The 20559-nt window shown below is 70.0% G+C and carries 17 protein-coding genes and 2 pseudogenes; 10 read left to right on the plus strand and 9 right to left on the minus strand.

The window, feature by feature from the left end; all coding sequences use genetic code 11:
* Genes hisB through hisD form a run of 3 tightly spaced genes read right to left on the minus strand, consistent with a single transcriptional unit; the run spans position 1 to position 3073 of the window.
* The gene (gene hisB, locus EDD92_RS13505) at positions 1-594 is read right to left on the minus strand and encodes an imidazoleglycerol-phosphate dehydratase HisB (protein WP_030932889.1); all 594 of its coding nucleotides are present in this window, start codon (positions 592-594) and stop codon (positions 1-3) included.
* Positions 591-1733 carry a histidinol-phosphate transaminase gene (locus EDD92_RS13510; RefSeq protein WP_185124004.1) on the minus strand — a complete coding sequence of 381 codons (1143 nt, stop codon included), beginning with the start codon at positions 1731-1733 and terminating at the stop codon, positions 591-593. The genes hisB and EDD92_RS13510 overlap by 4 nt, the downstream gene beginning before the upstream one ends.
* The gene (gene hisD, locus EDD92_RS13515) at positions 1730-3073 is read right to left on the minus strand and encodes a histidinol dehydrogenase (RefSeq protein WP_123964541.1); all 1344 of its coding nucleotides are present in this window, start codon (positions 3071-3073) and stop codon (positions 1730-1732) included. Before hisD ends, EDD92_RS13510 begins: the two co-directional genes overlap by 4 nt.
* A gap of 158 nt (positions 3074-3231) precedes the next feature.
* Between hisD and EDD92_RS13520 the strand changes: the two genes are divergently transcribed.
* From EDD92_RS13520 to ybaK, 4 genes are all read left to right on the plus strand, one after another.
* Positions 3232-4818, plus strand: a complete 1587-nt coding sequence (locus tag EDD92_RS13520) for an oxidoreductase (RefSeq protein WP_123964542.1) — start codon at positions 3232-3234, stop codon at positions 4816-4818.
* A gap of 142 nt (positions 4819-4960) precedes the next feature.
* Positions 4961-5998: a hypothetical protein gene (locus EDD92_RS13525; RefSeq protein WP_123964543.1), complete on the plus strand. Its 1038-nt coding sequence runs from the start codon at positions 4961-4963 to the stop codon at positions 5996-5998.
* A gap of 11 nt (positions 5999-6009) precedes the next feature.
* Complete coding sequence (locus EDD92_RS13530) at positions 6010-6750, plus strand: LON peptidase substrate-binding domain-containing protein (RefSeq protein ID WP_123964544.1); 741 nt, start codon at positions 6010-6012, stop codon at positions 6748-6750.
* A 31-nt stretch (positions 6751-6781) separates the two neighbouring features.
* Positions 6782-7285, plus strand: coding sequence for a Cys-tRNA(Pro) deacylase (gene ybaK / locus EDD92_RS13535; RefSeq protein WP_030932874.1), 504 nt, complete (start codon positions 6782-6784; stop codon positions 7283-7285).
* 388 nt (positions 7286-7673) lie between these two features.
* Here ybaK and EDD92_RS13540 read toward each other — a convergent pair whose 3' ends face one another.
* From EDD92_RS13540 to EDD92_RS13555, 4 genes are all read right to left on the minus strand, one after another.
* Positions 7674-8369: an AAA family ATPase gene (locus tag EDD92_RS13540; protein ID WP_123964545.1), complete on the minus strand. Its 696-nt coding sequence runs from the start codon at positions 8367-8369 to the stop codon at positions 7674-7676.
* A gap of 34 nt (positions 8370-8403) precedes the next feature.
* Positions 8404-9225, minus strand: coding sequence for an ABC transporter permease (locus tag EDD92_RS13545; protein WP_123964546.1), 822 nt, complete (start codon positions 9223-9225; stop codon positions 8404-8406).
* 115 nt (positions 9226-9340) lie between these two features.
* Positions 9341-10315, minus strand: coding sequence for an ABC transporter ATP-binding protein (locus tag EDD92_RS13550; RefSeq protein WP_123970378.1), 975 nt, complete (start codon positions 10313-10315; stop codon positions 9341-9343).
* 191 nt (positions 10316-10506) lie between these two features.
* Positions 10507-11721: an NYN domain-containing protein gene (locus tag EDD92_RS13555; protein WP_123964547.1), complete on the minus strand. Its 1215-nt coding sequence runs from the start codon at positions 11719-11721 to the stop codon at positions 10507-10509.
* 239 nt (positions 11722-11960) lie between these two features.
* Here EDD92_RS13555 and EDD92_RS49815 point away from each other — a divergent pair, with 239 nt between their 5' ends.
* The gene (locus EDD92_RS49815; protein ID WP_185124005.1) at positions 11961-12125 is read left to right on the plus strand and encodes a hypothetical protein; all 165 of its coding nucleotides are present in this window, start codon (positions 11961-11963) and stop codon (positions 12123-12125) included.
* Positions 12126-12242: 117 nt separating this feature from the next.
* On the opposite strand, the gene dnaE is transcribed toward EDD92_RS49815, so the two are convergent.
* The gene (dnaE, locus tag EDD92_RS13560) at positions 12243-15782 is read right to left on the minus strand and encodes a DNA polymerase III subunit alpha (RefSeq protein WP_123964548.1); all 3540 of its coding nucleotides are present in this window, start codon (positions 15780-15782) and stop codon (positions 12243-12245) included.
* Between the two features lie 204 nt (positions 15783-15986).
* Between dnaE and EDD92_RS13565 the strand changes: the two genes are divergently transcribed.
* The 3 genes from EDD92_RS13565 (at position 15987) to EDD92_RS13575 (ending at position 19033) form a co-directional block, all read left to right on the plus strand.
* Positions 15987-17312 carry a DUF2252 domain-containing protein gene (locus EDD92_RS13565; protein ID WP_123964549.1) on the plus strand — a complete coding sequence of 442 codons (1326 nt, stop codon included), beginning with the start codon at positions 15987-15989 and terminating at the stop codon, positions 17310-17312.
* A 67-nt stretch (positions 17313-17379) separates the two neighbouring features.
* Positions 17380-18084 (plus strand): hypothetical protein, encoded by a 705-nt coding sequence (locus tag EDD92_RS13570; protein ID WP_123964550.1) that lies wholly within the window; start codon positions 17380-17382, stop codon positions 18082-18084.
* Positions 18085-18208: 124 nt separating this feature from the next.
* Complete coding sequence (locus EDD92_RS13575; protein WP_123964551.1) at positions 18209-19033, plus strand: thioredoxin domain-containing protein; 825 nt, start codon at positions 18209-18211, stop codon at positions 19031-19033.
* A 224-nt stretch (positions 19034-19257) separates the two neighbouring features.
* On the opposite strand, the pseudogene EDD92_RS13580 reads toward EDD92_RS13575, so the two are convergent.
* A pseudogene (locus EDD92_RS13580) lies at positions 19258-19480 on the minus strand (IS5/IS1182 family transposase); the annotation flags it as partial.
* Positions 19481-19495: 15 nt separating this feature from the next.
* Here EDD92_RS13580 and EDD92_RS13585 point away from each other — a divergent pair.
* A pseudogene (locus EDD92_RS13585) lies at positions 19496-19684 on the plus strand (DUF2252 domain-containing protein); the annotation flags it as partial.
* A 185-nt stretch (positions 19685-19869) separates the two neighbouring features.
* Positions 19870-20214: a hypothetical protein gene (locus tag EDD92_RS13590; protein WP_123964552.1), complete on the plus strand. Its 345-nt coding sequence runs from the start codon at positions 19870-19872 to the stop codon at positions 20212-20214.
* The last annotated feature ends 345 nt before the right edge of the window (positions 20215-20559 follow it).

Consider the following 20559-nt stretch of genomic DNA (forward strand, 5'->3'; position numbering starts at 1 on the left):
TTACAGCGCGCCCTTCGTGGAGGGAAGGATGCCGGCCGCGCGCGGGTCGCGCTCGGAGGCGTAGCGCAGGGCCCGCGCGAGGGCCTTGAACTGGCACTCCACGATGTGGTGCGCGTTGCGCCCGTACGGCACGTGCACATGCAGCGCGATCTGGGCCTGGGCGACGAAGGACTCCAGGATGTGCCGGGTCATCGTGGTGTCGTACTCGCCGATCATCGGCGCCATGTTCTCGGGCTCGGTGTGCACGAGGTACGGGCGGCCGGACAGGTCGACGGTCACCTGGGCGAGCGACTCGTCCAGGGGAACCGTGCAGTTGCCGAACCGGTAGATCCCCACCTTGTCGCCGAGCGCCTGCTTGAAGGCGGCGCCGAGCGCGAGGGCGGTGTCCTCGATGGTGTGGTGCGAGTCGATGTGCAGGTCGCCCTCGGTCTTCACGGTCAGGTCGAACAGACCGTGCCGGCCGAGCTGGTCGAGCATGTGGTCGTAGAAGCCGACGCCTGTCGACACATCGACCTTGCCGCTGCCGTCGAGGTCTATCTCGACGAGCACCGACGTCTCCTTGGTGACCCGCTCCACGCGTCCTACGCGGCTCATGCGCTGTACTCCTTCGGGGGTGTGGGGGTGTCCCCCACAAGACACTGCAAGTCATGTACCGCGTCCAGGAACGCGTCGTTCTCCTCCGGGGTTCCGGCAGACACCCGCAGCCACCCCGGGATGCCGTTGTCCCGCACCAGCACACCCCGGTCGAGGATCTTCTGCCAGGCGGTGTGGGAGTCCTCGAACCGCCCGAACTGCACGAAGTTCGCGTCGGACTCGACGACGTCGTAGCCCAGCGCGCGCAGCTCGCTCACCAGCCGGTCCCGCTCCGACTTCAGCTGCTCGACGTACTTCAGCAGCGTGTCGGTGTGCTCCAGGGCGGCCAGCGCGGTCGCCTGGGTGATCGCCGAGAGGTGGTACGGCAGTCGTACCAGCTGGACGGCGTCGACGACGGCCGGGTGCGCGGCGAGGTAGCCGAGGCGGAGGCCTGCGGCCCCGAAGGCCTTCGACATCGTCCGGGAGACGACGAGATTCGGCCGGCCTTCGATCAGCGGCAGCAGCGAGTCGCCGTGGCTGAACTCGATGTACGCCTCGTCCACGATCACCACGGACGGCTTCGCCGCCTGAGCGGCCTCATACAGCGCGAGGACCGTCTCGCGCGGAACCGCGTTGCCCGTGGGGTTGTTGGGGGTGGTGATGAAGACGACGTCCGGCTTGTTCTCGGCGATCCACCGCTCGGCGGCCGGCAGGTCGATCGTGAAGTCCGCGTTGCGCGGACCCGAGATCCAGCCCGTGCCCGTGCCGCGCGAGATGAGCGCGTGCATCGAGTACGAGGGCTCGAAGCCGATCGCGGTGCGGCCCGGTCCGCCGAAGGTCTGCAGCAGCTGCTGGATGACCTCGTTGGAGCCGTTGGCGGCCCAGACGTTGGCCAGGCCGACCTCGTGGCCGGAGGTGTCCGTCAGGTACTTGGCGAGCTGGGTGCGCAGCTCGACGGCGTCGCGGTCCGGGTAGCGGTTGAGGTCACGGGCGGCCTCGCGGACGCGCTCCGTGATGCGTTCGACCAGCGGCTCCGGCAGCGGGTAGGGGTTCTCGTTGGTGTTCAGCCGTACGGGGACGTCCAACTGGGGCGCGCCGTAAGGGGACTTGCCGCGCAGCTCGTCCCGTACGGGGAGATCGTCGATCCTCACGTCGCTCACTTGCTCTCGGGCACCTTCCAACCGAACCTCGCCTTGATCGCCGCGCCGTGCGCGGGCAGGTCCTCCGCCTCCGCCAGCGTGACCACGTGGTGCGCGACCTCGGCCAGCGCGTCCTTGGTGTAGTCGACGATGTGGATGCCGCGCAGGAAGGACTGGACGGACAGACCGGAGGAGTGGCAGGCGCAACCCCCGGTGGGGAGCACGTGGTTGGAGCCGGCGGCGTAGTCGCCGAGGGAGACCGGCGCCCAGGGGCCGATGAAGATCGCGCCGGCGTTCTTCACCCGGTCGGCCACGGCGGCGGCGTCCGCCGTCTGGATCTCCAGGTGCTCGGCGCCGTAGGCGTCGACGACCCTGAGGCCCTCGTCGATGCCGTCGACGAGGACGATCGCGGACTGCCGGCCCGCGAGCGCCGGACGGATCCGGTCCTCGATGTGCCTGGTGGCCGCGACCTGCGGCTCCAGCTCCTTCTCGACCGCGTCGGCGAGCGCCACGGAGTCGGTGACCAGGACGGCGGCGGCCAGCGGGTCGTGCTCGGCCTGGCTGATCAGGTCGGAGGCGACGTGCACCGGGTCGGCCGTGTCGTCGGCGAGGACCGCGATCTCGGTCGGGCCGGCCTCGGCGTCGATGCCGATCTTGCCGGTGTAGTAGCGCTTGGCGGCGGCGACCCAGATGTTGCCGGGGCCGGTGACCATGTTGGCGGGCGCGCAGGACTCGGTGCCGTGCGCGAACATCGCGACGGCGGTCGCGCCGCCGGCCGCGTACACCTCGTCGACGCCGAGCAGGGCGCAGGCGGCGAGGATCGTCGGGTGCGGAAGGCCCCCGGCTGGGTCATTTGCAAAAGCGGGGGCCTGGGCGGGCGAGGCGAGGGCGATGGACTGGACGCCGGCCTCCTGCGCGGGCACGACGTTCATGACCACGGAGGACGGGTAGACCGAGCGGCCGCCGGGCGCGTACAGCCCGACGCGCTCCACCGGTACCCACTTCTCGGTGACCGAGCCGCCTGGCACGACCTGGGTCGTGTGGGTCGTACGGCGCTGCTCGCGGTGGACGAGACGGGCGCGCCGGATGGATTCCTCCAGGGCCGCACGGACCGCCGGGTCGAGCTCTTCCAACGCGCGCGTGAGCGCCTCGGCAGGCACCCGGACCTGGTCCAGGCTGACCCCGTCGAACTTCTCGGCGAAGTCGATCAGCGCCGCGTCGCCCCGATGATGCACGGCTTCGCAGATCGGACGCACCTTCTCAAGGGCGGCCTGAACGTCGAAGTCGGCTCGGGGCAGCAGGTCGCGCAGGGCGGGACCCTCGGGGAGGGCGTCGCCGCGCAGATCGATTCGGGAGATCACGGACTCAATTCTCTCAGACCGAGGTCCGGCGTCGTCCGCGCGTATCAATGGCTGATACAGAACCCCTCGGGAACCCGGAAGATCACCTTCACGTCCTGTGCTTCGGGCGTTACCCAGCGGGCATGAACGGTTGTGCGAGCAAAGGGACTGGAGGAGCAGTGACTGAGGGGGCCGGCTTCCGTGCCGGAGACGCGGGAGATCTGCCGGACGATCTGACCGCCGCCGAGGCCGGCATGTGGCAGGCCTTCCGCAACGGCAGTGTGTACGACCTGAGCAGCGGGGACACCGTCGCCGACGATCCGCACGGCGGGCACCCCTGGGGGCCCGAGCGGACCGTGCGGGCGCGCATCGTGTGCTGGCTGCTGCTGGACGGCCCGCCCGCGCTCGCGGGCCGGGTGTCCTCGCTGAAGCTGCGCGGGGTGCAGATCAGCGGCTCCCTGGACCTCGCGGGCGGCGTGGTGGTGCCGTACGTCGAGATGCGCGGCTGCCGCTTCGAGCGGGACGTGCTGCTGCCGGAGGCCCACTTCACGACCATGCGCATGGTGGACTGCTCGGTGCCCCGCCTGGAGGCCGCGCGCATGCACACGGAGGGCGATCTGCACCTCCCGCGCTGCCGCTTCCTCAACGGCATCCGGCTGACGGACGCGCACATCGGTACGGATCTGCTGCTCAACCAGGCGATCGTCCACCGCGACCGCAGCGGCCGTTCGATCGCCGGCGACGGCATGATGGTGGGCCAGGACCTGCAGGCCGAGCTGCTGGAGTCGCACGGCGAGCTGAGCCTGCGCAGCGCGAAGATCGGCGTGTCGCTGAGCCTGCGCGGTGCCCGGCTGGCCAACCCGTACGGCCGGCTCGCGCTGAACGCGCCCCAGCTGAGCGTGGGACGCACGCTGTACCTGACGCCCGCGGGCGTCGGCGCCTCGATGGTGAGCGGTGCGACGCCCGCGCGCGGCACGCGGATCCAGCGGTTCGAGTGCCAGGGCGGGATGCGCCTGGACGACGGGCGGTTCGAGGACGCGGTCGACCTGGAGCGGGCCCGGTTCGCCTTCACCGACGACCAGGAGCTGTCGCTGCGCCGGGTGCAGACGCCCGAGCTGCGCTTCCTCGGGGAGCGTCCGCAGCGCGGCAAGGTCGTCCTGTCGGGCGCGCGGGTGGTCAACCTGGTCGACCGGGCGAGCGCCTGGCCCGGGCCGGGCAATCTGCACATGGGCGGTTTCCAGTACGAGAACCTGGTCCCGCAGGGCCCCTTCCCGCTGATCGAGCGGCTGGAGTGGGTGACCGCCGCGACCGCCGAGTACAACCCGGAGCCGTACGAGCGACTCGCCTCCGTGCTGCGGTCCGGCGGCGAGGACGAGGACGCGCGCGAGGTGCTCCTCGCCAAGCAGCGCCGACGCCGCGAGAGCCTGCCGATCGCCGCCAAGCTGTGGGGGTACGCGCAGGACTGGACGGTGGCCTACGGGTACCGGCCGGGCCGGGCCGCCGTATGGATGGCGGTGCTGTGGGCGGCGGGCTCGCTGGCCTTCGCGCATGCGAGCCATCCGCCGGTGCAGCCCGGCCAGCACCCGCCGTGGAACCCGGCCCTGTTCGCGCTGGACCTGCTGCTCCCGGTCATCGACCTGGGCCAGGTCGGCGTCTGGCAGCTGAGCGGCGGCTGGCAGTGGCTGGCGGCGGCGATGATCCTGCTCGGCTGGATCCTGGCGACGACGGTGGCGGCGGGGGCGACGCGGCTGCTGAGACGGAACTGAAGTCCTGGGAACACCTGGGTTTCGCACACAACAACCCAACAGTTGTCGAACAGTCACCCTTTACCTGTACTTGACCGATCCGCGTACAACTTTCCACGACTTGCCCGTGGGCCCTGGCGCAGGGTTGACCTGCGGCCTTTCAATGGTCGACACCATGGCTCTGCTGCATCCGTTCAGCCGCGCGGCCCGGACCTCCCGGCCCGCTGCGCGCCCCGCCGCCGGACTCCCCGCCGACGACGAGGTGCTGCTCGACGTGCCCGACGACCGCCTCGGATCCGCGCTGGTCGCGGCGGCGGGCGGCGAGCACGGCCCCGTCTCCGCGCTGCTTGCCGACACGCGCACGCGCAGCGACTGGGAGAGCCGCGACCGGTATGCGAGACGCCTCGCGGCCTTCGCGCACGCGCGCCCGGAATGGCTGCAGGCGTGGTCCGCCGCCACCCCGCACGACCCGGACGCGCTGCTGATCAGGGCCCAGCTCGCGGTGGACGACGCCTGGCGCTCCCCGGCCCGTGCGGAGCTGCTGCGCGAGGTGAGCCCCCTGATCACGGCCGCCGCCCGCGGCGACGACCGCGACCCCGTGCCGTGGCGGCTCGCGCTGGACCATGCGCGCGGCACCGGCGCGGGCCCCAAGTACTTCGGCGAGCTGTGGGAGGCGGCACTGCGCCGCGCCCCGCACCACTACGGCTGCCATGTGGCGGCCCTGCGCTATCTGTCCGCGTCCTGGCAGGGCTCCCACCGCGAGTGCTTCGACTTCGCCGACCTGGCGGCACAGGACGCCCCGTCCGGCTCCCTCATCCAGGCGCTGCCCTCGCGGGCGGCCTTCGCCTGTCTGACGGACGGCGTCGGCGCCGAGGTGCCGCGCACACGGCTGGACGCGGCGGCCGACCGGGCGATCGCGTTCTCCGCCCGCTTCCCGGCGGCCGACCCGTGGCCGGCCGAGATCCGCAACAAGCTGATGTACGTCCTCGTGCGGCTGGACCGCTGGCAGGAGGCGCTCAGCGAACTGCACCAGATCGGTCCGTACGCCACGTCCTTCCCCTGGGGCCGGTTGTCGGACGACCCGCTGGCCCTCTTCCTGAAGGTGCGCGGCGAGATCCTCGCCCGTACGGCAGGCCTCATGCCCTCGCCCCGGCATCCACGGAGTGAGCGCGCCGGACGCGCCCGCTCCGCCGACCACTAGGCTCTTGCGTCGTGACCACCGTCCGTCTCCCGCTCTTCCCTCTGAACTCGGTGCTGTTCCCGGGGCTGGTACTGCCCCTGAACGTCTTCGAGGAGCGCTATCGCGCCATGATGCGCGACCTGCTCAAGACTCCCGAGGACGAACCGCGCCGGTTCGCCGTCGTGGCGATCCGCGACGGCCACGAGGTGGCACAGAGCGCGCCCGGCATGCCGGACCCCACGGCCCTGCCCGAACTCGGGCCCGCGGCCGGCTTCGGCCCCGACCCGGCGAAGTCGTTCCACTCGACGGGCTGCGTCGCGGACGCGGCGACGATCCGTGAACGCGAGGACGGCACCTTCGAGGTCCTGGCAACGGGCACGACCCGAGCGCGCCTGGTGTCCGTGGACGCGTCGGGCCCCTTCCTGACGGCGGACCTGGAAGAGCTCCCGGAGGACCGGGGCGACGAGGCGGGCGCGCTGGCCGAAGGCGTCCTGCGAGCATTCCGCCAGTACCAGAAACGCCTGGCAGGCGCCCGAGAACGGTCCCTGTCGACCGGCGCCGACCTCCCGGACGAACCGTCCGTGGTCTCCTACCTGGTGGCGGCGGCGATGATGCTGGACACCCCCACCAAGCAGCGCCTGCTCCAGGCCCCGGACACGGCGTCCCGGCTGCGCGACGAGCTGAAACTCCTTCGCTCCGAGACCGCGATCATCCGTAGCCTGCCGTCACTGCCGGCGTCGGAGCTGACGCGCGGCCGCACAAGCCTCAACTGACGTCACCGCTTTAGTCACTGCGAAGGCCGGGATGGCGAAGAAGCCGAAGAAGAACCAGCAGCAGGGCGGCACCCCCGCAACGGTCGCTCTGACGTCCGCGGGAGTGCCGTACACGATCCACGCCTACGACCACGACCCGTCCCACCCCTCCTACGGCGAGGAGGCGGCGGAGGCGATGGGCGTGTCCCCGGACCGCGTCTTCAAGACCCTGGTCGCGGATGTGGACGGCGCCCTGACGGTGGCCGTGGTCCCCGTGGCGGGCCAGCTGGACCTCAAGGCCCTGGCCTCGGCGGTGGGCGGCAAACGAGCCGCCATGGCAGACCCCGCCCTCGCCGAACGCACCACGGGCTACGTCCGCGGCGGCATCTCCCCCCTGGGCCAGCGCAAGAAACTCCCCACGGTCCTGGACGCCTCGGCCTCCGCCCACCCCACGATCTGCATCTCGGCGGGCCGCCGCGGCCTGGAGGTCGAACTCTCCCCCGAGGACCTGACCAAGCTGACCGAGGCGACCGTGGCCCCCATCGGCCGTGCATGACCCCTCGACGACTGCCCCTGTCTCGGTTAAGTACAAGGGACATGTCGAAGAAAACCAGGAAGCGCAAGTGGCGCCTTAAGAAGGGCCGCTCCAACCACGGCCATCGCCCCGCGTAAGACAGCCTCACGTCCTCAAGCGCCGGTCGGGGCTTGCTCTTTCAGCCCGTCCGGCGTTTGAGGACGAGGCCGCTCAGGCCCGACCGGGGTCCGGGGCGGAGCCCCGAAGAGGGGCGCAGGGGACACAGTCCCCGCCGGGGTTCAGGGGCGGAGCCCCTGGCAGGGTCGAAGGGGCGGCAGCCCCTGGGGATGGGACGGGTAGGGGCGGCGGGGGCGACTGCATCCATCAGCGGCTCCGCCGCGGGCCCGGCGCAACCCCAACGGCGCCGCACCTACGCCATCGGCGCCCCATAAGGATCCTTGGGAACACCGCCGTGTTCCTGATACGGCTCCGGATCCCGAGGCCCGAACAACGCCGTCAGCCCAAGATGCACCACGAGCGCGGCCAAAGACCACGCCAACAACGCCCCCTTGGCCCCGAGCTTCAGCGGCGCAGAGAACGTAACCCCCTTGCCCACTTGCTTCGCATGGGCGATCACATCCTGCGACGGCCCGAGCCACACCCCGAGCTTCCAGGCCAGCAACGACGCGAGCAGCCCCCCGACCCCCAGCGCCACCGCCAACGGCACACCCCCACGCCGCCGCCAGAAAAAGACGCCCAGCGCACTCACCGCACCAAAGGCCACCGCGAGCAGCGTGAACGTTCCGTCCACCCCGATCGCCTGCTCCCCCTCGCTGTCGGAGAGATAGACGACCCAGCTCTTGTCGACCACGTCACCGACGAGCGGCACATGCGGCGCAAGCCACCACCACAGCACCCCGAGCAACGCGCCCGCGACCGCCACCGCCACCGTGACCACGGCGGCCTCCCGCACTTCGGTCTTCATTCCGGGCCCGTCCTGTCCGTACGTGCCGTCCCACGCGGCGTCATGCGCCACAGGGGCCACGTACCCGGCAGCCGGAGGCTGCCACGCGTTCTGCGAGGACTGTTCGTGCGGCGGCGGAGGCGGAGTCAATGGTGCGGTCACCCTGCCATCGTGCCAGGCCCGTCTGTGCGGCGCGTCACCGGACGGCCGCCCGACGGTACGCCCAGGTGGCGACGGCCAGCGAGACCACGGCCACCCCGGCGCACACGGCGAGGTCCCCGGCCACGAAGGCCCAGTCGGGATGCGCCCCGAAGGTCCGCGCAAAGGCCTCGACGCCGTACGTCGAGGGCAGCAGATCCCGCCCGAACCGCACGACCTCGGGCATCCGGTCGGTCGGCAGCACCCCGAGCAGCAGCGCCGCGGACATGCCCAACTGGCCGAGCAGAGTGGCCAGTTCAGGCCGCGGCGCCAGCAGTCCCAGCGCCGCGCCCAGCCCGGCCAAGGCCGCCCCCGCCAGCGGAATCACCGCGGCGAGCACCCACAGATGCGCCAGCGGCAGCCCGAACAGCACGCATCCGAACACCGCCGTGACCACGGTCCCCGGCACGGTGAAGGAGGCATACGCCCCGGCCGCCCCCAGCACCACGGCCGCCGGCGGCACCGGCAGCGTCGCGTAATGGTCGAGCCCGCCGCTCGCCCGCAGCTGCCCGAAGTACTGCGCGAGCAGATTCAGCGCGACGAACGCCACCACGAGCACCGACGCCCCGGCCACCACCGACTCGGCCTCGCCGCCGCCGTCCACGACCCCCCGCATCAGGACCATGATCCCGATCGACTGGAAGGTCGCCACGAACAGCAGCGGGATCCGGGCCACCCGCGCGCGCGACAGCTGCGCCCGGTACACGGCGACGAGGGCCGGCCACATCCGCGCCCGCGGCCCGAGCTCGGCCGCGCCGTGGCCGGCCTCCTCCACGGCCAGGGCACCGCCCGGCAGGACATCGGCGGGTACGACACTCACGACGCGCTGCTCCCCTTCTCACTCGGGCCCACAGAGCCCGGGCCCACTGAGGCGATCGCCCTCTCCCACAGGGACCATACGGCTGCGGCGGCCCGCGCACTCACGACGGTGCTCCTCACGCTTTCACCAGCCCCTGCTGCGCGGCGCCGCCCAGGGCCAGGTACACGTCCTCCAGGCTGGGCGTGGCCAGGGTGAAGTCGTCGAGCGCGGCGAAGGCGCTGCCGCCGGTGACGGTGGCGACGACCGCGCGGGCCTCCTCGGGGGCGAGCCTGAGCGTCCAGCGGCGCCCCGACTCGGCGGCCCGCTCACGCAGCGCGGCGACCTCCGGGACGTGCAGCGGCGCACTCTCGCGCCACACCAGCTCGACCCGGACCTCCCCGGCGACCTGCTCCTTGAGTCCGGTGGGGGTGTCGCAGGCGATCACCCGCCCCTGGTCGAGGACGGCGACCCGGTCGAGGACCGTCTCGGCCTCGATGACGTTGTGCGTGACGAGCAGCACCGTCGTCCCGCGCTCGGCCCGCCGCCGGTCCACGGCCGCCCACACGGCCCGCCGGGCCACGGGGTCCATCCCGGTGGTCGGCTCGTCGAGCACCAGCAGGGGCCGCTCCCCGACCAGCGCGGCGGCGAGACACGCCAGCCGCCGCTGCCCGCCGGACAGCTTCTTCAGCGGCCGCCCGGCAACGGGCGTGAGCCCCAGTTCCTCCAGTACGGCGTCCCGCTCGGCCCGCGCTTCACGGGCCTCAAGACCGCGGAGCCGGCCGGTCGTCTCGGCGGCGAGGGACACGGTCAGCTCGTCGAGGGCGCTCGACTCCTGCCCCAGGTAGGCGAGGATCCGCGCGGCCCGCTCGGGGTGCCGCACGATGTCGTGCCCGAGGATCTCGACCCGCCCCGCGTCGGGCCGCATCAGCCCGGTCAGCTGCCGTACGAGGGTGGACTTGCCTGCGCCGTTCGGCCCGAGGAGACCGAAGATCTCACCGCGCCGGATGTCGAGGTGCACGTCGTCGGTGGCCCGCACCGCAGGCGTCCCCGGCGCACCCCGCCGTCCTCGCACCGCCGGATAGGTCTTGGTCAGTCCGCGCACCGCGCACACGACGTCCCCACCGTGCCGAAGTGCCTGTGCCGCGCGCGTACTCACAAAGGACGAGGGTACGGGGTCGAGGGCCCTCGCCCGCTCCCGGGTCGGCCCATAACCGCACAACCACCGGTAAAAAGATGAACCCGGCGCAATGGCGCTCGACCACGAGGGCGCTGCCCGCCGGTGCCCGGCTCACCGCACTCGGCTCATTCGCCGGCAGGCGCATGCTCCGCCGCCGTCCGCACGTCGATCTCCCGCCAGAACCCGGCCCGGATCGCATACCGGTCGTGCTCGTCGATCTGGTCGTCCTTGTGGGCGAGCAACCCGAAACGGGCGGCGTAGCGCAGCAGCTCGCCGTCGATGCGGTGCGGGACGCGCGGGTACATCCCGGACAGCTTCTGAAGATGGCTCTGGTCGCCCAGGCGCTCCATCCACCGCCGTGCGAACACCTGCCCGACCTCGTACGGGTCGCCGCCGACCGTGGTGATGTCCTCCTCACGGTCGGCCCACCGCTGCTCCGCCGTGGTCAGCTGCGCCAGCGTCGGCATGGACGCGGCCTCGGGGGCCTCCGCGACGGGCCGGTCGACCCAGCCCTTGTCGGAGGACCAGCGCAGGGTCGCGTTCGCGGGGGGCTGGGCGGCCTGTACCCCGGGGGCGCGCAGCGCGGCCAGGTCCTTCGGGGTGGGCACGCCCTTGGGCGCGGGCACCCGCTCCTGCGTGCCGTTCTCGGAGCGGGCCGCCGCGGACGCATGCTCGCCGTCCTCGCCGGCCCGCTCGGCCGCCGAGGCGAGCGCGGACTCCGGCAGCGGCGCGGAGAGGATCGCGGCGATCTCGGGGCGCGGCACGGGCGGCGGCGCACAGATCCCGCCGAGCTCCTTGGCCCGTACGGCCTTGGTGATCCACGTACGGTCAAGGACGCGCCGCTCGTCGGCCTCGGCGACCAGGTCCTCGGACTGGTTGTAGTCCCCGTCGGCGGCCTGCACGGCCCACAGGTGTACGGCGACGCCGTGCTCCTTGGCGGCCATCATGCCCGGCAGCAGATCGCCGTCGCCGGTGACGAGGACGATGTCGGAGCAGGCGCGGTTGCGGGCGAGCTCGGTGAGCTCGGCGTGCATGGCGGCGTCGACGCCCTTCTGCGCCCAGCGTCCGTCGCTGCGGGTCAGGGCGCCGAGCCGGACGGTGACCCGGGGCATCACGCGCAGCCTGCGGTGCTCGGGCTGCGGGACGCGGTCGGGGGCGCCGTCGAACCAGTAGATGCGCAGCAGCGGCCGTTCCGTGTCGGACTCGGCGCGTTCGCGCAGGGCCTGGATGAGGGCGGCATGATCGACGGTGATGCGGGAGCGTGACGGCTCACCGGCGAGGAGACTGGCGGCGGCCCCCAGCAGATAACCGGCGTCCACCAGGACGATGCAGCGGTCCACGTGGTCCACCCTCTTTCCGGTTTCCGGGAGGTTTGCTTCGGGCTTCCTTCGAGTCTGCCCGACTGCGCGGGGGTTAACGGCCCGAACTCGATCTTCGGCGTGGCGTTTCGGGTCGCGTCCCGCGTCCTCGCGCTCCGAGATGCCCTGTCACAGACGGTAATTATCCGAAATGCGCTCGTTGTCAGCCTATGTGAATCTGGTCGCGGCCCTGGCCCCTATTCCCCACAGGAGGCAGAACCATGGCCAAGAACAAGAACCGTGAGCGAAAGCAGCCGCAGTCCGAGCGCGGTCAGCAGGCGACCCAGCAGTCCTCGATGGAGTCGCACGCCGAGCAGCACCTGAGCCAGGTGACCCCTGGCGACATGGCCCGCAAGGGCAAGCAGAAACGCTTCGGTCACAACTGACGCGCTCACAACTGACATCTGCACAACGGGTTGTTGAGACCCAGGCACACACAGGGGCGCATCCGGCTCACCGGATGCGCCCCTCTCCTCGGTTCGTTCGCCGCGCGCGTACGTCGCTCAGCCGGCCAGGCAGGACGGTCCGAGCAGCACCTTCAGGTCGCCGAAGAGCGCCGGGTCCGGCTTGACGCGGTGCCGGTCCAGGCGCAGGACCGTCGTCCTGGTCGGGCCCTGGAGCTTGATGCGGACCTCGCTGTCGCCCTTGTGGTGGCTGAGGATCTCGCCGAGGCGGCTGACCATCGGCGGGGTGACCCTCGTCGCCGGGATGGTGAGGATCACGGGCGCGTTGGTGCCCGCGTTGGACAGGTCCGGGACCTGGAGTTCCATCGCCACCAGCCGCGGCACGTCCTCGCGCTTGTCGAGGCGGCCCCTGACGAACACGACGGCGTCCTCGACGAGTTGGGTCGACACCAGCTGGTAGGTCGCCGGGAAGAACATGCACTCGATGGAGCCCGCGAGGTCCTCGACGGTGGCGATCGCCCAGGCGTTGCCCTGCTTGGTCATCTTGCGCTGCAGGCCCGAGATGATGCCACCGATGGTGACGACCGCGCCGTCCGCGTGCTCACCGCCGGTGAGCTGGGAGATGCCCGCGTCGGCCTTGTCGGACAGCACGTGCTCCAGGCCGAAGAGCGGGTGGTCGGAGACGTACAGACCGAGCATCTCCCGCTCCTGGGCGAGCAGATAGGTCTTGTCCCACTCCTCGGTGGTGAACTCCACGTCCAGTCCGAAGCCGGGCTCGTTGGTCTCCTCCTCGCCCATGCCGCCGAAGAGGTCGAACTGGCCCTCGGCCTCCTTGCGCTTGACCGCGACCACGTTGTCGATCATCGGCTCGAAGTGCGCGGTGAGGCCCTTGCGGGTGTGCCCCAGGGTGTCGAACGCGCCCGCCTTGATCAGCGACTCCGTGGTGCGCTTGTTGCACGCGACCGCCTCGACCTTGTCGAGGTAGTCGGGGAAGGAGGCGTACTTGCCCTTGGCCTGACGGCTCTTGATGATCGACTCGACCACGTTGGTGCCGACGTTGCGGACGGCCTCGAGACCGAAGAGGATCACGTCGTCGCCCTGGGCGGCGAAGTTGTGCACCGACTCGTTGACGTTCGGCGGGAGCACCTTGATGCCCATGCGCCGGCACTCGTTGAGGTAGACCGCCGACTTGTCCTTGTCGTCCTTCACGGAGGTCAGCAGGGCGGCCATGTACTCGGCCGGGTAGTTGGCCTTGAGATAGGCGGTCCAGTACGAGACCAGTCCGTACGCGGCGGAGTGCGCCTTGTTGAAGGCGTAGCCGGCGAAGGGGACCAGCACGTCCCACAGGGCCTGGATCGCCTCGTCGCTGTAGCCGTTCTTCTGGGCGCCTGCCTGGAAGATGGTGAAGTTCTTCGCCAGCTCGTCGGGCTTCTTCTTGCCCATCACTCGGCGCAGGATGTCGGCCTCGCCGAGCGAGTAGCCGGCGATGATCTGGGCGGCCTTCTGCACCTGCTCCTGGTAGACGATCAGGCCGTAGGTGACGTCCAGGACCTCCCTGAGGGGCTCTTCGAGCTCCTTGTGGATCGGGGTGATCTCCTGGAGCTTGTTCTTGCGCAGCGCGTAGTTGGTGTGCGAGTCCATGCCCATCGGGCCGGGACGGTAGAGCGCGGAGACGGCGGAGATGTCTTCGAAGTTGTCGGGCTTCATCAGACGCAGCAGCGAACGCATGGGGCCGCCGTCGAACTGGAAGACGCCGAGGGTCTCGCCGCGCTGGAGCAGTTCGAAGGTCTTGGGGTCGTCCAGCGGGAGGCTCAGCAGCTCCAGGTCGATGCCCTTGTTGGACTTCACCATCTTGACGGCGTCGTCCATGATCGTCAGGTTGCGCAGGCCGAGGAAGTCCATCTTCAGCAGGCCGAGCGACTCGCAGCTCGGGTAGTCCCACTGTGTGATGGTCACGCCGTCGGTGTGCCGCACCCAGACGGGCACGTGCTCGGTGATGGTCTCGCTGGACATGATCACGCCGGCGGCGTGCACGCCCATCTGCCGGACCAGGCCCTCGACGCCCTTGGCCGTGTCGATGACCTTCTTGACGTCGGGCTCGTTCTCGTACATCCCGCGGACCTCGCCCGCCTCCGAGTAGCGGGGGTGCGAGGGATCGGTGATGCCGTTGAGGTCGATGCCCTTGCCGAGGACGTCGGCGGGCATCGCCTTGGTGATGCGGTCGCCCATCGCGTACGGGTAGCCCAGCACGCGCGCGGAGTCCTTGATCGCGTTCTTGGCCTTGATCTTGCCGTACGTGCCGATCATGGCGACCTTGTCGGCGCCGTACTTCTCGGTCACGTACCTGATCACCTCGACGCGCCGACGCTCGTCGAAGTCGATGTCGACGTCGGGCATGGAGACGCGCTCGGGGTTGAGGAACCGCTCGAAGATCAGGCCGTGCGGGATCGGGTCGAGGTCGGTGATGCCCATGGCGTACGCCACGATCGAGCCGGCTGCGGAGCCTCGGCCGGGGCCGACCGCGATGCCGTTGTTCTTGGCCCACATGATGAAGTCGGCGACGACGAGGAAGTAGCCGGGGAACCCCATCTGGATGATGACGTCCATCTCGTACTCGACCTGCTTCTGGCGGTCCTCGGGGATGCCGCCGGGGAAGCGGCGCTCCATGCCGCGGCGGACCTCCTCCTTGAACCAGGTGACCTCGGTGTAGCCCTCGGGGATGTCGAACTTCGGCATGAGGTTCTTCGCCTCGAACATGCCGGCGGTGTCGACCTGTTCGGCCACCAGGAGGGTGTTGCGGCAGCCCTCCTGCCAGGCGTCCGAGGAGTCGATGGCGTACATCTCGTCCGTGGACTTCAGGTAGTAGCCGGTGCCGTCGAACTTGAAGCGGTCCGGGTCGGAGAGGTTCTTGCCGGTCTGGATGCACAGCAGGGCGTCGTGGGCGGTCGCCTCGTGCGCGTACGTGTAGTGCGAGTCATTGGTGACCAGCGGCGGGATGCCGAGCTTCTTGCCGATGTCGAGGAGGCCGTCGCGGACCCGGCGCTCGATGTCGATGCCGTGGTCCATCAGCTCCAGGAAGTAGCGGTCCTTGCCGAAGATGTCCTGGTACTCGGCGGCCGACTTCAGCGCCTCGTCGTACTGGCCGAGGCGCAGCCGGGTCTGGAGCTCGCCGGACGGGCAGCCGGTGGAGGCGATCAGGCCCTCGGACCACTGGGAGATGGTCTCCTTGTCCATACGGGGCCACTTCTGCAGCCAGCCCTCGGCGTACGCGTCCGAGGAGAGGCGGAAGAGGTTGTGCAGACCGGTCTCGTTCGCCGCCCAGATCGTCTTGTGGGTGTAACCACCGGAACCGGACACGTCGTCGCGCTTCTGGTGCGGCTGGCCCCACTGGATCTTGCGCTTGTTACGCCGGGACTCCGGGGCGACATATGCCTCGATCCCGATGATCGGGGTGACCCCGGCCTTCTTCGCGGAATGGAAGAAGTCGTACGCCCCGTGGAGGTTGCCGTGGTCGGACATGGCGATATGGGTCATGCCCATCTCGTTGCACGCGTTGAACATGTCCTTCAGCCGCGCGGCACCGTCCAGCAGCGAGTACTGGGTGTGGACGTGCAGGTGCGTGAACGGCGGCTTTGACACGGTCGGGCCTCCAAGGGAAACGCTGGGTGATGGGTAGGCGGACAGTCCTGGGGTCAGCGTCGAAGTCTATGCCTCGGGACTGACAATCCGGGGGCTGCCCCGCGTACCTTCACTGCGAGGATCGCGGGCACTTCCGCGCACCCTCGACCGTTGGAAAAACAGAAACGCCGTCGTACACATCCATGCACCAGGAGGCACCCCGCGATGTCGGTTCCCCAGCTCAACGACGAGCAGCGCGGCGAGGAGATCCTCGCCGTCTTCGACACCGCCTTCGGCCGGCTCCTGGCCGCCGACCCGGCAGCGTTCCGCGTGAAGTTCCGGAAGATGGCGGCCTCGGCCTTCGCGTTCTACCGGGGTACGGCGTGCCTCTTCTACCACGACCTGGACGCCGAAAAGCGGGGCGGCCCGTACCTCGACGAGCGCACTTCGCGCGTGTGGATCCACGGCGATCTGCACGCGGAGAACTTCGGCACGTACATGGACGCGAACGGCCGCCTGATCTTCAACGTCAACGACTTCGACGAGGCGTACGTCGGCCCCTTCACCTGGGACCTGAAGCGCTTCTCCGCCTCCATCGCCCTCATCGGCTACGCGAAGGCGCTCGCCGACGACCAGATCACCGAGCTGGTCGAGGTGTACGCGGGCGCGTACCGCGAGCGCATCCATGCCCTGGCGACCGGTGCGAAGAGCGACGAGGTGCCTCCGTTCACGCTCGACACCGCGCAGGGGCCGCTCCTGGACGCCCTGCGTGACGCGCGCTCCCTCACCCGCTTCGGGCTGCTGGACTCCATGACGGAGATCCGCGACTTCGAGCGCCGCTTCGCGCCCGGCGGCGGCTCGATCGAGCTGGACGCGGCGACCCGCTACAAGGTCCTCGCGGCCTTCGACGGCTATCTGGAGACGCTGCCGGACTCCTCCCTGGCCCGCCCCGACTCGTACCGGGTGAAGGACGTGGTCGGACGCCGGGGCATCGGCATCGGATCGGCCGGGCTGCCGTCGTACAACATCCTTCTCGAGGGCCACAGCGACGCCCTGGAGAACGATGTGGTGATCTACATCAAGCAGGCCCAGACCCCGGCCGTCTCCCGGCACATCACCGACCCTGCGATCCGCGACTACTTCCAGCACGAGGGCCACCGCACGGTGATCTCGCAGCGCGCCCTGCAGGCGCACGCCGACCCGTGGCTGGGCTGGACCGAACTGGACGGCGCGGGCCAGCTGGTCGCCGAGGTGTCGCCGTACGCCGTCGACCTGGACTGGGGCGACATCGACGACCCCGAGGAGATCGCGGCCGTCGTGGCCGACCTGGGCCGGGCCACGGCCACCATGCACGCGGCGGCGGACGACCAGTCCGGCGAGTCCCTGGTGCCGTTCTCCACCGAGCGCGCCATCGACGCGGCGATCGCCGCCGACGAGGACGGTTTCGCGGGCGTGCTGACCGACTTCGCGCACGGCTACGGCGCACGGGCGCGTGCCGACCACCAGATCTTCGTGGACCTGTTCCGCAACGGCCGGATCCCGGGGCTCTGACAGTCCTTAATCTCACAGGGAGCATTTAGGGGTCCCTTACAGGACCACGTGACAGACTCTCCACGCTATGGACATATCCGGGACCCGCATCAGAGCGCTTCGCGCGGCGCTGTTCACGGCTTTGGTCGTGACGCTCAGCACCGCGTCGCACGTGCTGCTGTCGCGGGTCCCGCTGCCGCTCAACACGGTGGCCGCGGTCGCCGCCACCGTGTTCACGGTCGCCTACGCCCTGGCCGGGCGCGAGCGCGGGTTCGCGCGGATCGCCGCCCTGCTGATCCCGCTGGAGCTGGCCGCCGACACGGTCTTCACCACCGGCCAGCACGTGTGCTACGGCCGCGCGGGCGGCCCCGTCGCCGGCCCCCTGCGCTCGGTCGGCTTCGACGTGCTGTGCGGCAACGGCACCGGCATCGGCACCGGGGCAACCGCCCCGCTGGCCCGCGTGACCGGCACCGGCACCGACCGGCTCGGCGCCCTGCTCGCCCACGCCGACCCGGCCACCGCCTGGCTGCTGCTGGCCGCTCACGTCGGCGTCGGCCTGCTGGCCGCCGCCTGGCTGCGCCGCGGCGAGCGGGCGCTGGCCCAGCTGGTCCGCGCGGTGACCGCGACCACCTTCCGTCCGCTGCTGCTGGCGGTCGCCGCGGTGACCGTCCGGCCCGCCGAACCGGTGCGGCGCGTACGGCACACCGGCAGCCGCGCGGCCGGCGCCCGCGAGCGGATCCTCGTGCACTCCCTGGGACGGCGTGGACCGCCGTGCTCGGTCGTCTTCGCCTGAGCGACCCCTGGTGCGCGGCACAGCCCGCACCGTCACTGCGCACAGCACCTGAGCACGACCAGTCCCCCACACGTATCCCGCGTACGACGTATACGCGTGCGCGTCCCACATGGAGAACACCGACATGAGCAAGCGGAACAGCCAGGCCTCGAAGACGGCGGCCCGAGAGCGGCTGCGGCAGGAGCGCGAGCGCCAGGCCAAGAGGGCCAAGGCCAAGCGGCAGGCCATCGTGGCCGGTTCGGTCGTGGCCGTACTGGCGGCGGCCGGCGGCATAGGTTACGCCGTCGTCCAGGCCAACAAGCCCAGCGGCTGGGATGCGGTGAAAAAGGAGAATCTGGTCAAGCCGGCCAACAGCACGGGGACGGACGGTACGACCGTCGTCATCGGAAAGAGCACCGCCAAGAAGACCCTCGTGATGTACGAGGACCCGCGCTGCCCGGTTTGCGCCCAGTTCGAGCAGACGGTCGGCTCGACGGTCAAGAAGGATCTCGATGCCGGCAAGTTCAAAATTCAGTTCGTCGGCGCCACGTTCATCGACAACAACATCCCGGGCGAGGGCTCCAAGAACGCGCTGAGTGCACTGGGCGCGGCCCTGAACGTCAGCCCCGAGGCCTTCCTCGAATACAAGACCGCTCTCTACTCGACGAAATACCACCCGGACGAGCAGGACGACAAGTTCAAGAGCGACGACTACCTGATCAAGGTGGCGAACACGGTGAGCGCCCTCAAGAACAACACAGCGTTCCAGAATGCCGTGAAGAAGGGGACCTACGACAAGTGGGCCCTCGTGATGAGCAGCAAGTTCGACACGGATGGAAAGAAGTACGGTTTCCAGGGGACCCCGACGCTGCTTATGGACGGCAAGACTGTCACCGGCAGCGACGGCAAGAACGCCCCCATGTCGGTCACCGACTTCAATACCGCAATAAAGAAGGCTCTCAGCTCTTAGTTCCGCAGCCCACGGAAGTGGGAAGTGTCACGGGCCGGCTTCAGGTCCGAGACACTTCCCATTCGACTTACGACTCAAAGGTCAGGCCCCGTCGTCACCCGATGTATCCGCCATCCAGGGGTGCGAGCCGATTCGCGCCACTGCACGCATTCCATCCGTGTTGTGAGCACAGACGGCGAGCTTGTCACCGTTCGCGACAAAGTGCGCGTAACCCCCCTCGGCCTGGTCCGTCGTGGTGACCGACCCGCCATAAGACACAGTCCGTTCGCGTCCGACAGGACGTGCATCTTGGAACCCGGCTTGCCCCGGTCCACGGGGCTCGGACCTGTGTGTTCGCCCCCTTTTAGCCCTGACGTGGGCGGCGTCGAGGACGACACGGGTCACATCGACCGGGCCGACGTCGTCCAGCCGGTGCAGCACGGCCTCGTGCGAGCGGCCCCAGACGCCTGGCTCTGGACACGGTCTGCGGATGACGAGAGCGGCCACTCGCTGGTTCCGCTCTCCACCGGGGACGCCATCGACGCCGCCATCGCCCGCGACGAGGACGGCTTCGCCGCGGGGCTGGTGGAGTTCGCCCACTCCTACGGCGCCCGCGCCGACCACCAGATCTTCGTCGACCTCTTCCGCAACGGCCGCATTCCGGGGCTCTGACCATCCTGGGCCGTCCGCCCCGGAACGACGAAGTCGCTTTCCGGCGGGAATCGTCGGTCGGAAGTCGCACTCCCGCCGAGAAACATTTCGGCCAGATGTCTTCCGGAAACCCTGTGGTGGGCTCCATCGGCAGCCGGTTGAATCAAGGTTCACAAGATCACCTTGGTAAAAAAGCGGGGATGCACATGGGATTCCAAAAGAAGCTGGCGGGAGCACTGGGGGCGACCGCGCTGGCCATGAGCGGCATCGCGGTGAACGTGGCGACCGCGGGCACGGCGGCCGCCGCGGCCTGCGACCACGTGTCGGCGAGCAACATATCCAACGGGGTTGTCGTGGTCGTGGGCGGCGCGACGGCGTACAACGAGCCCGCGTCGGAGTGCACGGCGCTGAGAAGCATGGCGCCGGGCCACGACCTGAACGCCTGGTGCTTCACCGTCAACAGCTACGGCAACCAGTGGGTCCGCGTGAACGAGGGATGGATCTACAACGGGCACCTGGCTCTCAAGTCGGGCACGGTGAAGCACTGCTGACCGGCGTCCGAATCGGCTGACATCCGCCCGGTTCCGCGGTTGCCTGAAACGCCCCCTCGGAATTCCTTCAATAGGTCCGAGGGGGCGCTTTGTCGTGATGGGGACGGCGCCGAACGGCGAATGCGAACCGTGCCGCATTTCACGTTCCGCTTCAAAGGGAGGACCGACGGCGGGGTGGGACGCGGAAAGGCGGAAGCCGGCAGGGCAGACCGGATCCCGGTCCCGCCACGCCCGCCCTCCCGACGACGGGCCCTCGCCCGGCAGTGACCCCCGGGGTTTAGTCGACCTGGAATTCTCGGGAACCCAAACCAAACAAATGGCATATTTGGGAATTCACTGGCGCGC

The sequence above is a fragment of the Streptomyces sp. TLI_185 genome (assembly GCF_003814765.1).
Lineage (GTDB): Bacteria > Actinomycetota > Actinomycetes > Streptomycetales > Streptomycetaceae > Streptomyces.

Bases quoted from the DNA above. Each gene is read 5' to 3' on its own strand.
- hisB (WP_030932889.1), bottom strand. From the start codon at position 594: ATGAGCCGCGTAGGACGCGTGGAGCGGGTCACCAAGGAGACGTCGGTG.
- EDD92_RS13525 (WP_123964543.1), top strand. From the start codon at position 4,961: ATGGTCGACACCATGGCTCTGCTGCATCCGTTCAGCCGCGCGGCCCGG.
- ybaK (WP_030932874.1), top strand. From the start codon at position 6,782: ATGGCGAAGAAGCCGAAGAAGAACCAGCAGCAGGGCGGCACCCCCGCA.
- EDD92_RS49815 (WP_185124005.1), top strand. From the start codon at position 11,961: ATGGCCAAGAACAAGAACCGTGAGCGAAAGCAGCCGCAGTCCGAGCGC.
- EDD92_RS13565 (WP_123964549.1), top strand. From the start codon at position 15,987: ATGTCGGTTCCCCAGCTCAACGACGAGCAGCGCGGCGAGGAGATCCTC.
- EDD92_RS13570 (WP_123964550.1), top strand. From the start codon at position 17,380: ATGGACATATCCGGGACCCGCATCAGAGCGCTTCGCGCGGCGCTGTTC.
- EDD92_RS13575 (WP_123964551.1), top strand. From the start codon at position 18,209: ATGAGCAAGCGGAACAGCCAGGCCTCGAAGACGGCGGCCCGAGAGCGG.
- EDD92_RS13590 (WP_123964552.1), top strand. From the start codon at position 19,870: ATGGGATTCCAAAAGAAGCTGGCGGGAGCACTGGGGGCGACCGCGCTG.